General features: G+C 45.7%; 6 protein-coding genes. 5 read left to right on the forward strand and 1 reads right to left on the reverse strand.

Annotated features, from left to right (window positions below; genetic code table 11):
* Nucleotides 1-328: 328 nt before the first annotated feature.
* Nucleotides 329-3,484 (forward strand): efflux RND transporter permease subunit, encoded by a 3,156-nt coding sequence (locus ACVBJC_RS15735; protein ID WP_447161903.1) that lies wholly within the window; start codon nucleotides 329-331, stop codon nucleotides 3,482-3,484.
* Nucleotides 3,485-4,147: 663 nt separating this feature from the next.
* Here ACVBJC_RS15735 and yiaY read toward each other — a convergent pair.
* Nucleotides 4,148-5,296: an L-threonine dehydrogenase gene (gene yiaY, locus ACVBJC_RS15740; protein ID WP_447161902.1), complete on the reverse strand. Its 1,149-nt coding sequence runs from the start codon at nucleotides 5,294-5,296 to the stop codon at nucleotides 4,148-4,150.
* Nucleotides 5,297-5,817: 521 nt separating this feature from the next.
* Here yiaY and malQ point away from each other — a divergent pair.
* From malQ to ACVBJC_RS15760, 4 genes are read left to right on the forward strand one after another with little or no spacing between them, the layout of a single operon-like run.
* Entirely contained in the window at nucleotides 5,818-8,280 is a 2,463-nt protein-coding gene (gene malQ, locus ACVBJC_RS15745; protein WP_447161901.1) for a 4-alpha-glucanotransferase, read from the forward strand.
* Nucleotides 8,277-10,553, forward strand: a complete 2,277-nt coding sequence (gene glgB, locus ACVBJC_RS15750) for a 1,4-alpha-glucan branching protein GlgB (RefSeq protein ID WP_447161900.1) — start codon at nucleotides 8,277-8,279, stop codon at nucleotides 10,551-10,553. The genes malQ and glgB overlap by 4 nt, the downstream gene beginning before the upstream one ends.
* Before the next feature lie 3 nt (nucleotides 10,554-10,556).
* Nucleotides 10,557-12,812 carry a glycogen debranching protein GlgX gene (gene glgX / locus ACVBJC_RS15755; RefSeq protein ID WP_447161899.1) on the forward strand — a complete coding sequence of 752 codons (2,256 nt, stop codon included), beginning with the start codon at nucleotides 10,557-10,559 and terminating at the stop codon, nucleotides 12,810-12,812.
* Nucleotides 12,809-15,331 carry a glycogen/starch/alpha-glucan phosphorylase gene (locus tag ACVBJC_RS15760; protein ID WP_447161898.1) on the forward strand — a complete coding sequence of 841 codons (2,523 nt, stop codon included), beginning with the start codon at nucleotides 12,809-12,811 and terminating at the stop codon, nucleotides 15,329-15,331. The genes glgX and ACVBJC_RS15760 overlap by 4 nt, the downstream gene beginning before the upstream one ends.
* The last annotated feature ends 53 nt before the right edge of the window (nucleotides 15,332-15,384 follow it).

Below are 15,384 nucleotides of genomic sequence, written 5' to 3' on the forward strand. Positions count from 1 at the left end.
TTCATGATTAGTGAGTTTTTTATTAAAGCAGGTGCCCTAAGTTTGCCGCTTTTGGCGGGAGGGATTTCATGATTAGTGAATTTTTTATTAAAGCAGGTGCCCTAAGTTTGCCGCTTTTGGCGGGAGGGATTTCATGATTAGTGAGTTTTTTATTAAAGCAGGTGCCCTAAGTTTGCCGCTTTTGGCGGGAGGGATTTCATGATTAGTAAATTTTTTATTAAAGCAGGTGCCCTAAGTTTGCCGCTTTTTGCGGGAGGGAACTCATGATTGGTGAATTTTTTATTAAAGCAGGTGCCCTAAGTTTGCCGCTTTTGGCGGGAGGGAGCTCATGATTAGTGAATTTTTTATTAACAGGCCGAAATTTGCCTTTGTGATCTCAACGGTTTTGACCTTGGTTGGTCTGATCGCCATTCCAGTGTTATCTGTGTCAGAATTTCCAGAAATAGCACCGCCACAAGTAAGTGTATCAACCAGTTACTCTGGTGCCAGCGCTGATATTGTCAAAGACACCATAGCCCAGCCTTTAGAAGCCGAAGTGAACGGTGTTGAAGGCATGATATATATGGAGTCGAAAAGTGCTAACGATGGTAGTTACTCGTTAAATGTTACTTTTGAGGTAGGCACCGATGCCGATATGGCTCAGGTGAAAGTACAAAACCGAGTGCAGCAGGCCATGCCGCGTCTACCTGAAGAGGTAAAGCGTCAGGGGGTTAAGGTCGAAAAACAAAGCCCTAACATGCTGATGGTGGTTAACCTGGTTTCACCTAATGAAACTTTTGATTCTCTGTTTATTACTAACTATGCCGGCTTAAACGTAAAAGATGCGCTAGCGCGTCAATATGGTGTGTCTAAAGTACAGGTCATTGGCGCACTGGATTATGCCATGCGTATTTGGCTGGACCCTGACAAAATGGCCAGTCTTGGCGTCACGGCGACCGATGTTATTGCAGCGCTACAAGAGCAAAATATTCAAGTGGCATCAGGGCGGATTGGCGCAGCGCCAGTGGATCCTGAACAGCAATTTCAGTATACATTGCAGACCAAGGGGCGTTTAAAGGACCCTAAAGAGTTTTACGACGTGATGATTAGAGCTAATAACGATGGCTCTAAGGTGGTGGTTGGCGATGTTGCTAGAGTGGAGCTTGGCTCTCAAACCTATGATGCTCAAGGTAAGCTAAATAACAAGCCATCGGCAATTATCGCCATCTATCAATCACCAGATGCAAACGCCTTAGAAGTCGGTAAAGCGATTAAGGCTGAAATGGAAAACCTGTCTGAGCGTTTTCCTGATGATCTGCAGTATGAAGTGCTGTATGACACCACTGAGTTTGTTGAAACCTCAATTAAAGAGGTGGTGCAAACCCTATTTATCTCTATTGCGCTGGTGGTTTTTGTCGTATTTATCTTTTTACAGGATGCACGCTCAACCTTAGTGCCTGCTATTGCCATTCCAGTTTCGCTTATCGGTACATTTGCCTTCTTACTTGCTTTTGATATGAGTATCAATACTGTTTCTTTATTCGCGCTTATTCTCGCGATTGGTATCGTCGTCGATGATGCGATTGTGGTGGTGGAGAACGTCACTCGTTTGATGCAAGATGAAGGCTTATCACCTAAAGAGGCGACATCTAAAGCGATGAAAGAGGTCACAGGGCCGATTATTGCAACGACCCTGGTATTGCTTGCGGTATTTGCACCAACGGCTGTGATGCCGGGGATCACTGGACAGATGTATGCCCAGTTCTCCGTGACTATCTGTATCTCTGTACTTATCTCATCAATTAATGCACTTACCTTAAGCCCAGCTCTTTGTGCATCATTACTACGCCCGCCTAAGACACATACGAAAGGCTTCCATGCTGCCTTTAATAAGTATTTTGAACAATTTACGGGCAAGTACATGAAGTTAGTGTCGTTGCTGACACGTAAGCTCGTCATCGTTGGCGTGGTGTATGTTGGTCTAATCCTTGTGACCGGCGGGGTCGCCAAAATGTTACCGTCGGGTTTTGTACCGATGGAAGATAAGAAAGCCTTCATGGTGGATATTCAGCTACCCGATGGCGCCTCACTTAACCGTACCGAAGATGTGATGCGAGATCTGGTTGAGTTAACGCTTGCCGAACCGGGGGTGGAGAATGTGATCCATGCCAGTGGCTTTAGTATTTTAACCGGTTCAGTGTCATCAAATGGTGGTTTGATGATTGTCACTCTATCAACTTGGAGTGAACGTGAATCCCCCGACATGGTTGAGTCAGCGATTGTAGCTAAGCTACAAGCTAAATATGCCGCTAACCCTGCAGTGAAGGCGATGGCATTCTCACTGCCGCCAATTCCTGGCGTAGGTAGCGTGGGTGGCTTTGAGTTTGTATTGCAAGACACTCAAGGGCGCAGTCCCCAAGAGTTGGCCTCTGTGATGCGTGCTTTAATTATGAAAGCCAATGAGCAACCTGAAATCGCCATGGCCTTTAGTAATTTCCGCGCCGATGTGCCACAAATGTTTGTTGATGTTGATAGAGATAAAGCTAAAGCACTGGGGATCTCGTTAAATGAGATCTTCTCGACGATGCAAACCATGCTTGGCTCTATGTACGTCAATGACTTTAACCGTTTCGGTAAGGTGTTTAGAGTTATTTTGCAGGCAGAATCAGAGTACCGTAACTCCGATAGAGATATTTCACGTTTCTATGTGCGCTCTAAGACTGGCGAGATGGTCCCCTTAAGTACGTTGGTGACAGTGACACCAATTTTGGGGCCTGACGTGATGAATAACTACAACATGTTTAGTTCGACCACGATTAATGGTTTTCCGGCTCCCGGCTTTAGTTCGGGTGATGCGATTACTGCAATGGAGCGCGCGGCCAACGAGTCGCTTCCGGCTGGTTACACCTTTGAGTGGACAGGACAAACTTATCAAGAGATTAAAGCGGGTAACCTAGCACCGCTGATTTTCTCGTTGGCGTTAGTCTTTACTTACCTATTCCTAGTGGCTCAGTACGAGAGTTGGACAATTCCATTTGCCGTTATTCTAGCGGTACCAATAGCGGTATTAGGAGCATTCCTTAACATCTTGTTAGTGGGGTCAGACTTAAACCTCTATGCTCAGATTGGTTTGGTGCTCTTGATTGGTCTTGCCTGTAAGAATGCGATTTTGATTGTGGAGTTTGCTAAACAGTTGCACGAAGAGGGTAAGAGTATCATTGAAGCTGCACAGACGGCGGCGCGATTACGCTTTCGTGCAGTATTGATGACGGCGTTCTCATTCCTTTTAGGGGTATTGCCATTAGTGATAGCGACGGGCGCAGGCTCAGGAAGCCGCCGCGCGTTGGGTTACTCTGTGTTTGGCGGTATGTTAGCGGCCACTATTGTGGGTACGTTATTAGTGCCGGTATTTTACGTTATCATGCAAAAGATGCGTGAAAGGGCTAAAGGCTTACCTAAAGAACCTGAGGAGTCTCAAGTTCAAGAGCATCAAGTAAAGCCATAAGACATTAGCCTACGGTTATCGCTTTAACTAAATTGCCTGCTGCAAAGCAGGCTTTTTTATGCAGAGTGATTGTGGGACTTAAGCGAGTATCGGTTATGAAAGTAAGGTCTGCCTTGGTCGTTGGCGCTAGCATGCATAACCACAATCAATATTGTTATGATTTAGAATGTACTTTATGAAATGGCGCGAAGTGGTGCGGTTAAATTGCTGCAGAAAGGAAAAAACCCACTCCGAGGAGTGGGTTTCTAAGCTTGCTTTAACTTTTGCAGGGAAAAAGCGAACCAGATAATTATATCAAACATGTATCGCTTTGTATCCTACCTCCAACATTAAAATAATCTTAAAGTAGTACTCTTTTGCTACACATTGTTAAAAATTAGCAGTTTTTTCTCTAAAAAAATTAAATCTAGAGCAGATTGTCGGCAATATGGTTAACGACTCATTATCGAATGAGAAGAGCATAAAAGGCGCAAGTCAAATTATGGGAGCTAAATTTGCTTGCGACCTTTCACCTCTTACTTAACCGTTAAGTGTTTGCTCTGGGTAAAACTAGACTTTGACTTTTTAGAGCGAGTTAATGCGTATTAACTATTGCTCTTAACTAAAGCGCATTAACTATTGCTTCTTACTTCTTACTTCTTACTTCTTACTATTGTTTCTTAACTAAAGCGCATTAGTAAAAATTTGGCAGATCTCTGCGTGAGTCGCTTGCTTAGGGTTGGTAAAACCACATGCATCTTTAAGTGCATTGTCAGCAAGTGTTGCAATATCTTCAGCCTTGACCCCAAGTTTGGTGAGGTTTTCTGGGATATTGACTGCAACAGATAGCGTTTTAATGGCTTCAATTGCAGCTTGTGCACCTTGCTCATCACTCATTGCTGTGACATCTACGCCCATGGCTTTGGCCACATCTTTTAGACGAGCGGGTACCACTTGCGCGTTGTAGGCTTGCACATGAGGCAGTAGTAATGCGTTACATACGCCATGTGGTAGGTCATAGAAACCGCCGAGTTGGTGCGCCATTGCATGCACATAACCAAGGCTCGCATTGTTAAATGCCATACCGGCTAAGAACTGTGCGTATGCCATTTGATCGCGCGCTTCAATGCTTTGGCCATTTTCAACGGCCTCGACCAAGTTTGCTTGAATGAGCTCAATCGCTTTAATCGCGCACGCATCCGTTATTGGGTTCGCGGCAATCGATACGTAAGCCTCGATGGCGTGGGTTAATGCATCCATACCTGTCGCAGCGGTTAGGCCTGCAGGCTTTAGTAGCATTAACTCAGGATCGTTTACGGAAAGAATGGGGGTCGTGTTCTTATCTACGATGGCCATCTTAATATGACGCTCTTCATCGGTAATGATGCAGAAACGGGTCATTTCACTCGCAGTGCCTGCGGTGGTGTTGATGGCAACGAGGGGAAGTTGTGGCTTAGTTGATACATCTAAACCTTCATAATCTTTAATGCTACCACCATTGGTTGCAACTAATGCGATGCCTTTTGCGCAGTCATGTGGCGAGCCACCACCAAGAGAGATCACAAAGTCACAGTTGTTAGCGGTTAATATTTCAAGACCTGCTTCGACGTTACCCACTGTTGGGTTAGGTTGTACACCATCGAAGATGACAGAGTTAATATTGTTGCTTGCCAACTTGTCTGTGACCTGGGCTACCAGACCAATATCAACGAGAGGTTTATCTGTAACAATTAATGCATTTTTAAAGCCTAGTGACTTGATGTCACCAATCGCTTCAGTAACAGCATCTTGCCCTAAGATATTGACAGATGGGATAAAAAATTTAGCAGCCATAAGAATCACCTATTACGCTTTTAATGTTAAAAGTTGTTATCTTTTCTGGTAATTAAAGTACCAACACTAGTTTGATAAAGGTGTGACCAACTTCAAATAAGGCGTTTATTTAGCTAAAAATAGCCCGAAAGTTGGATCTGTCTTACTAATTTTGTAATTTTATGACATGGAGACAAGTATTCAGTTAAGCACAATTTTTCAGGTATTCGCTCTACTGAATTTTGATATTACTGTTCGCTCTTAATCTCTTATTTTATGGCTAATATCGTTCAATATCGTTCAATATCGTTCAATATCGGTCAGCGGCTGCGCTAATTTTGTGCAGATGTCTGCCTGACTGTTTAATGCCTTTTTTAGATGTTTCGATTACATCTGTTTGTACTTCCCATTTAACGTGCTGATTTTATTAGCATGAATAATGTCACCCTGTTGCAATAAAACTGTCTTCAAGCTGTTATTTGTCTTTGGCATGGTAACTGCTCTATTAAGTTTTTGAATGGCGAAGTGCAAGGATGACAGGTATGGGGCTAGAAAAGTTACTGTATTTGCAAGGCGTAGCGGCGGAGTTTATCGACTGCCATGGCGCGCACATCCGGATCTCAGAGGAGGATAGGCTTAATATATTAGCCTGCATGCTAGCACCCCATGAGCAGCATAAATGTGAACCCGCAATGGTACGCCGTCATCAACTTCAGTCTTCCCCATGGATAGAGCAAAGAAACTATCTACTTGATGCTAAACCTTGGACACAACTATTACCGGTATTTCAGCATTGCGATATTAACCAGCTAACCCTAGAGGTTTATCTGCCACAAACTTATCGGCAGGTGCTTAATATTAAGCTGCAGCTTGAATGCGGTGAGTGTTATCAATTTAGTTGTACGCCGCACAGTAACGAGCACTGTGAGGTTATTGGTAATTATCACATCGCTGCAGATGTGTATCTGCATTATCGATTAACAATATCAGCGGCTTTAATGGGTATTGAGTTACCTCACATCGGCCTTGGGTATCATAAAGTCAGTGTCGAGCTTGATACCTTAGGGGCTATACCTGAAGCGTCATTGACTCAAGCCTTAACTGAATCGAGCAAGCAGCATGCTACGGGGACTTGGCTGGTGGCACCTGTTGAGACTTTTCAGGGAGCAGAAGCGGTAGCGCGGGCCAGTAAATTTACTAAATCTACTAATGCCAATAAGTCCACTAATGCCAATAAGCCCACGAAAGCCTGGGGACTGAGTATTCAGCTTTATAGTCTACGCAGCGAAAACCAGTGGGGGATAGGTGATTTTGGCGACTTAATGCAGCTTATCGATATGCTTGCTAAGCATGGCGGGGCATTTATTTTACTTAACCCACTACACGCACTCGATATTGCCAATCCAGATGCAGTGAGTCCTTACAGCCCAGATGATCGACGTCGACTTAATCCACTTTATATTAATATTGAGCAAGTGGCAGAATTTGAACTGCTGAAGCTTGAAGCGCTATTAACGGCATTAAATCGTGGTTACGCACCGAGTAAAGCACATAAGCCATCGGTAAGTGATGACAGCTTCAAAGGGGTTGCTAGTCTTGATGCGTTAAAAAGGGTGTTAAACCAATCAAACTGGTTAAATTATCGAGATATTAGCCACTATAAATACATCGTTTATCAACAGTTATATCAGGCATTTTGTCAGCAACACCTAGACGTTAATACACCTAGAGCGCGGCTATTTAAACAATTTGTCTGCGAGCAAGGCGCGGCGCTTAACCAGTTTTGCCAGCATCAGTCTGCAGCCCAAAAGTGTAACCGTGACGAACCGCAGTTTTTTGCTTACTTGCAGTTTATCGCTGAGCAGCAGTTAGCCCAGTGTCAATTGCACGCTAAACAGTTGCAGATGTCTATCGGGCTAGTCCGCGATCTTGCCGTTGGGGTATCGGCCGATAGCTGTGAAGTCGCGTCTCAGCCTGAGTTATTTTGTACCCATGCCAGTATTGGCGCGCCGCCCGATGAGTTTGCACCTCAGGGGCAAAACTGGGGACTGACTCCTTTTGATCCAATCGCGCTTAAATCCACTGGTTATCAGCATTTTATCGATTTATTACGCTCGAATATGCAGTCTTGCGGGGCCCTTCGTATCGATCATGTTATGTCACTACTGCGTTTATGGTGGTGGCCAAAGGATAGCGAGCTTGGTGGCGGGGCTTATGTTTATTATCCGCAGGATTGCTTGATTGCGATCTTATGCATCGAAAGTCAGCGTGCTCGCTGCCAGATTATTGGTGAAGATTTAGGCTTGATTCCGCCAGAAATAGTGTGTCGCTTGCAAGCTGCAGGGGTGATGTCAAACCAATTGTTTTATTTCAATAAGCAAGATGATCAGTTTACTCCCCCGGCGGATTATAAACGTCGTTGTTTAATGATGTTAGCCAATCATGATGTCCCAACATTAAAAGCCTGGTGGCAAGGTAGCGACTTGTACTTACGTCGCTCGCTTGAGCTTATTGATAGTGATGAAGCGCTTAAGCTTGCACAAGATGAGCGCGCCAAGAATAAGATACAACTGCTCAATCTGTTGATCAACCAAGGTGCGATGTCTAGTCAGTGCAAATTACATGAGATTGATTATCCGCAATTGTTACAGGCTTGGATAAAGGTGAGTGCAGCCGGTAATGCTGAATTATTTAGTGTACAGCTGTGCGATCTTACATTAGAGCGTTTAAGCGTTAATGTGCCGGGCACGTGGCAGCAATACCCTAACTGGCAGCGACGCTTACCTAAAACATTAGCTGAGATAGCAAAAGATGACCGCGTGCAGCATTTGATGCTGCAAGTGTCGGCAGGTCGCATGGCGGGTTTTGCCGCTAATACTAAGGACGCAGTTCAACATAGCAGCAGTGATACTGGCTCAGAGCTGTGCAGGGACAAGACGTTTGAGAGTGCAAGCTCGTCAATTTCTGAATATTCAAACCACACCAATACGGACAACCTTCTATGAACTCTATTGCTATGACTCAACATGCTGGTGAATTGCAAAGCGGTGGCGATATTGCGCTACTTAATAGCGAATATGTAGACGTATTTGGTTTGCTAGGCATGCACAGTATTAATCAAGGTAAGGCTTTGAGTGTACGTTGCTTCTTGCGTGGTGCGCTAAGTGTTGAGGTCATTTGCTATAAAACAGGTCGTAAAGTTGCCAGCCTAGAGAGACATAATGAAGAGGGGATATTTAGCGGCATTATGGGGCGTAGAGTTAAACCTTTTTTGTATCTATTGCGCGTGCAATACCCTTTGAGCCAAGAAGATATTATTGACCCTTACCAATTCCCGAGTTTGTTAGCTGATGATGACGTATATCTGTTTGGTGAAGGTCGACAAGAGCACGCTTACCAGTTTCTGGGTGCTAACTGGCGCAGCGTTCAAGGTATCGAGGGGGTGCATTTTTGTGTATGGGCTCCCAATGCAAAGCGAGTCTCGCTTCTAGGGGATTTTAATCATTGGGACGGCGCCGTTCATGTTATGCGTCAGCATTTGGCCAATGGTTTATGGGAGATTTTTCTTCCCAGCGCCAAAGGGGGTCAACATTACAAATTTGAAATTGTGAGCTGCCATGGCGAACGGTTAGAAAAGTCCGATCCTTATGCCAAGGCGATGCAAGCTGCGCCAAGTAATGCTTCTTTGGTGCCGCAGCAAACTTTATATCAATGGCAAGATAGCCAATGGCTTCAGGCTCGCGCTAAGGTCAAATGGCATCAAGCGCCGATGTCAATTTATGAAGTTCACTTAGCATCATGGCGGCGTAAAGGTGAGCAGGGTGAAGAGTATTTTGACTATCAAGACTTGATTGAACAGCTTATTCCCTATGTCGTTGATATGGGCTTTACCCATTTACAGTTAATGCCAATCAGCGAGTATCCGTTTGATGGCTCTTGGGGGTATCAGCCTGTTGGCTTGTTTGCGCCTACTTGTCGTTTTGGTGATCCCCAAGCCCTTAAAGCTTTTATTGATGCCTGCCATCAAGCTGGGATCGCAGTGATCTTAGATTGGGTGGCGGCGCATTTTCCAAAAGATCCCCATGGATTAGCTCAGTTTGATGGGAGTTGCCTGTATGAACATAACGATCCTCGCCAGGGGGAACATCCTGATTGGGACACGCTTATCTATAATTATGGCCGCGGTGAGGTACAAAGCTACCTGTTGAGTAATGCGTGCTATTGGCTCAAAGAGTTTCATTTTGACGGACTCAGGTTAGATGCCGTGTCATCTATGCTTTATCTCGATTACAGCCGAGAACCCGGAGAGTGGCAGCCTAATGAGTTTGGTGGTCGAGAAAACTTAGCGGCCATTGACTTTTTACAGGCGCTGAATCAGCGCATGTACCAAGCGTTTCCGGGGATCTGCATGATAGCCGAGGAGTCTACCGCTTGGCCGGGGGTCACTCATATGCTTGATGCGCAAGACGCCGAGCGACACGGCTCACACAATTTGGGCTTTGGCTTTAAGTGGAACATGGGCTGGATGAATGACAGCTTAGGTTATATTAAGCGCGACCCGATTTACCGAGTACACCATCACCAAGAATTGACATTCAGCTTAGTGTACCAATATACCGAGCAGTTTATTTTGGCGCTTAGCCACGATGAAGTGGTACACGGTAAAGGCTCTTTACTGCACAAAATTCCCAATGATGATAGGCAAAAATTTGCCACCCTAAGAGCCTATTATGGCTTTATGTGGGGTCATCCGGGGAAAAAGTTGCTGTTTATGGGCAGTGAGTTTGCTCAGCGTGATGAATGGAGCCATAACAAGAGTTTAGATTGGCATCTGCTGCAATACGCGCCCCATCAAGGAGTGCAATTGTGGCTTAAAGATCTCAATAGACTTTATCAGTCGAGTGAGCAATTGTGGCAGCTAGATGGCGAACCTGACGGGTTTCGTTGGTTAGATTGCAATAACAGCCAAAGCTGTATTTTTAGCTTTATGCGCAGTAGCAGGGCCGTCGATAGTAAACAAGGTGATAGTAAAAAAGGCGAGAGCCCAATTATCTTTATTATCAATATGACGCCACAGGTGCATGAAGGCTTTCGTATCGGTTTACCCGATAAGCATGATTATATCGAATTACTCAATAGTGATAGTCAGGCTTATGGTGGCAGCAATGTCGGCAATAATGGCGTTATTTTAGCGCAAGAACAGCCCTATCAGGGACTGGCTTATAGTGCTGAGATCACGATTGCTCCACTTGCTTGTTTAGTCTTAGGTCGGGGCTAAAGCGTGCAAGTACTGAAGGGAAGACCTTACCCTCTTGGGGCGACCTTAGATGACAATGGGGTTAATTTTGCGCTGTTTTCTGCCCATGCAACCAAAGTCACGCTGTGTTTATTTGACCGCAGCGGTCGTTTTGAAACCCAGCAAATCGTATTGACCGAAAACACACAACAGGTTTGGCACGTGTATTTGCAAGGCGTAGATGCCGCTCAGGTTTATGGTTACCGGGTTGATGGCTTATATGAACCTCATTCAGGGCACAGATTTAACCCTTACAAACTGTTACTCGACCCTTACGCTAAGCAGTGGGTGGGTGAGTTTATTGAGCACGAAAGTCACTATGCTTATCAGGTGCAAACTGCTGATGATGTGGGAAGTGCACATGATAAGAGCGGCAACTATGACAAGAGTAGCGATCAGGATTTATGCTTAGATCTGCGTGATAATAGCCAATATATGCCAAAGTGTAAGGTGGTTGATTGTCGAAATCTGCCCCCAATAGCCCCACTCAATCACATAGTTCAAGCTGCATATCGTCATAATGAAGTTGGCTGTCATAGCGGCAATCATAGCGGCAATATGAGTGGATATGAGCCAACAGCACTAGAGCAAAGCATTATCTATGAGCTGCATGTAAAAGGCTTTTCTCAGCAGCATCCCCAGATTGAACCACGTTTTAAAGGCACTTTTCTCGGTTTAGCTCAGTCTAGCGTACTGCAATATCTCAAACAGTTAGGGGTGACGGCAGTTGAGTTGTTGCCCGTCCATAGCTTTATCTCCGAAGCGTTTCTGCAAGATAAACAGCTAACCAATTACTGGGGATACAACAGCCTTGGGTTCTTTGCCCCCCACAACGCATATTTAAGCCAAGGTAACATTGACGAGTTTCGCCAAATGGTGAGCGCGCTGCATCAATCCGGTATCGAGGTGATCCTCGATGTGGTTTACAACCATACCGGTGAAGGAAATCACCTTGGACCTACGCTGAGTTTTAAAGGCATAGATAACCTAAGCTATTACCGCTTACTGGCGAACGATAAACGCTTTTATATTAATGACACAGGCTGTGGCAACAGTTTGAACATCACTCACCCGCGGGTGTTACAACTGGTTCTCGACTCGTTACGATATTGGGTCGAGGTGATGGGGGTTGATGGTTTTCGGTTTGATCTGGCCAGCGCGCTTGGGCGGGAGGCCTATGGATTTGATCCGGGATCCGGTTTTTTTGATGCTATCGCGCAAGATCCCGTGCTTAATCGAGTGAAATTGATCGCTGAGCCATGGGACATTGGTCCGGGCGGTTATCAGTTGGGGGGCTATCCACAAGGGTGGAGCGAGTGGAATGATCGATATCGCGATACCTTAAGGCGGTTTTGGCGCGGCGATATGGGTATGTTGCCAGAGCTTGCGCGCCGATTTCATGGCTCAAGTGATCTGTTTGAGCCGTCAAAGCGTGGCCCCTGCGCGAGCATCAACTTTATAACCAGTCACGACGGTTTTACCTTACAAGATCTTTTGAGTTACAGCGAGCGTCATAATCACGCCAATGGCGAAGATAATCGCGATGGACACCAAGAAAACGTTAGCAGTAATTACGGCGTAGAAGGGCAGACCGAGCAGGCTGAGATCCAGTCATTACGTCATCGACAGGCGCGTAATATTTTGACCTGTTTAATGTTGTCCCAAGGTGTGCCCATGTTACTGGCAGGCGATGAATTTGGCCACAGCCAACAAGGCAACAATAACGCTTACTGCCAAGATAATCCGCTTACCTGGCTTAATTGGAACCTGGCAGATTGGCAGCAACAACGTTTGCTGTTTACTCAGGCGCTCATCGCGCTAAGAAAACGTTACAGAGCGCTGTGTTACAAGCGTTATATCCATAACGACTCCTCTGATGATTCACCACAGTTACATTGGTTTTGCCGTCAAGCTGAGCCCATGAGTAAGGTGCTTTGGGCTGAAGGACAAACTCGCAGTTTAAGTCTTATTTTAAGTGGTGAATTAGAGGGGACATCGGGTAAGCAACAAGCCTTACTGTTAATGCTTAATAGCGACGAGCAAGCATTACAGTTCACCGCCCCCACGCTAGCCAATTTCTCCCCATGGCAGCGACTTATCGATACTCATAGTGAGCATTTTAGCGGCCAAGTCTGCCTTGACGCAAAGTCGCAGTTTACGCTCGAGCCCCAACAAACCTTATTGTTACAAGACAGAAGTGTAATGTTGTTTTACGCCCAATCTAAAGGAGTGACTGCATGACGACGCCTGTAAAAACAAGCGCTAAGACCTCGCTTAAAAAACAAAGCAAAGATAAAACATCGGCTGTAATCAAGGAGCAGGAGCAAGGCCTAGAAGCGATTCAAGCGATTGACCCTTGCAGTTCGCTCGGGGCTAGAATGCAGCGTCATGTTAATAATGGACTCGGTCGAGACTTACATGACAAGCAAGAGTTGTTTAATGCCTTGGCTTTAAGTGTTAAGGAGCAAATGCTTGAAAGCTGGCGCGCCACTCGTCAAGCCGATTGTCAGTTTGAGCGTAAGCAGGTGGCGTACCTGTCATTAGAGTTTCTTATGGGGCGGGCCATGGGAAACGCCGTTATGAACCTAGATCTGTTGCAGCAAACTAAAGAGGTGTTACAAAGCTATGCGGTAGAGCTCGAAGAGATTGAGCAGATGGAGCATGACGCAGGATTGGGTAATGGTGGCTTGGGCCGCTTGGCGGCTTGTTTTCTTGATAGCTGCGCCAGTTTAGATCTGTGCGTCACAGGTTACGGCATTCGTTACGAATACGGTATGTTTGCGCAAAAGCTGGTGGAGGGTTTTCAAGTAGAGCGCCCTGATCGCTGGCTTCGAGAGGGTAACCCATGGGAAGTACGGGTTGCTGAGCATAATGTCACAGTGCCATTTTTTGGCCACACCAGTAGTTATGTTGACCCAAGTGGTCGTCGTAATGTGGTCTGGTTAGATACGCAAGATGTGTTAGCTGTCGCCTATGACATGCCGGTTCCTGGCTATCAAAATAATCGTATCAATACCTTAAGGTTATGGAAATCAGAAGCTACCGATGATTTTGACTTAGAAGAGTTTAATCAAGGCGATTACACCGAGGCGGTGGCGCGAAAGAACATGGCTGAGCAGATCACTATGGTGCTCTATCCAAACGATGCCAGTGAAAACGGTAAAGAGCTGCGCTTAAGGCAGCAATACTTTCTTAGCTCTGCCAGCTTACAAGATTTACTGAGAACCTGGGTTCAGCGCCGCGGTAATGATTTTAGCCAATTTGCCAAATTTAATGTGATGCAGCTAAACGATACGCACCCGAGCATTGCCATTCCTGAGTTAATGCGGCTGTTAATTGATGAACACTTTTTAGAGTGGGATGCCGCGTGGCAAGTGGTAACACAAACCATGGCGTATACCAACCATACACTATTACCTGAAGCGCTTGAGCGCTGGCCTGTACGGATGTTGGCGCACATGTTGCCTAGGATTTTAGAGATTATTTATGAGATCAACGCCCGTTATTTAGAGCAAGTGGCGCATCACTGGCCTGGAGATGCACAGCAACTGGCGGCAATGTCAATTATCGAAGAGGGCAGTGAACCCCATGTGCGCATGGCCTACCTAGCAATTGTGGCAAGCTTTTCGGTTAATGGCGTGGCAGAGCTGCATAGCAAGCTCTTGGTGTCGGGCTTGTTTAAAGACTTCTATCAGCTATGGCCTGAAAAGTTTAATAACAAGACAAACGGTGTCACCCCAAGGCGCTGGCTAGCCCATTGTAATTCGGAGCTCGCATCATTGCTGACCAGGCGTTTGGGCGATGAGTGGGTGACAGATTTGAGTCATCTCAATGCCTTGAATGCCTTTACTGATGACAACGCTTTCCTGCAAGAGTGGCGTCAGGTCAAACAGAATAATAAAGCAAAGCTGGCACAATTGATTAAAGCCGAGTGCGACGTCGATTTTGATGTTGAGATGCTGTTTGATGTGCAAGTTAAGCGTATTCATGAATACAAACGCCAGTTACTCAATATCTTGCATGTTATCCATCTATACCACCAAATTCAGCAAGGCCATACCAGTGAACTGGTCCCCCGCTGCGTACTGATTGGCGGTAAAGCCGCGCCGGGTTATGCCATGGCCAAACTGGTCATTAAGCTTGCCAGTAATGTAGCTCACATGGTCAATTGCGATCCCGCGGTATCTAAGTATTTACGCGTAGCCTTTTTACCCAATTATAACGTCAGCGCGATGGAAAAAATCTGCCCAGGGACAGATCTGTCAGAGCAAATTTCGACAGCAGGTAAAGAAGCGTCGGGCACTGGCAATATGAAGTTTATGATGAATGGTGCCATAACCATCGGCACCTTAGATGGTGCCAATGTTGAGATGCTCGAAGAGGTGGGCAAAGACAATTTTTTCCTGTTCGGGCTAGATGCTCAAGAGGTGATGCGTCAGCGCCAAGATTATTGTCCGCAGCATTTTATTGATGCTTCTCCGGCTTTAAGTGAAGTGTTGGCGCTACTTAAAAGTGGTCATTTTAGCCTGCTTGAACAAGGGATCTTCTCACCAATCATTGATGCCATCACCAATAAAAATGACCCATGGATGATAGCCGCAGACTTTGAGTCATACCGTTTAGCGCAAGAGAAAGTGTCCAGAGCCTATAAAAATCCGATCACATGGACACAAATGAGTATCCGTAACACTGCTGCAAGCGGTCGTTTCTCTAGTGATGTCACCATCGCTAATTATCGTGACGAAATCTGGAAGGCTTAACCATGGAACAGATACAGACTCAGGTAAATAACGCACGACATAATCTCGATTTT

This window comes from Shewanella sp. 0m-6, assembly GCF_052977325.1.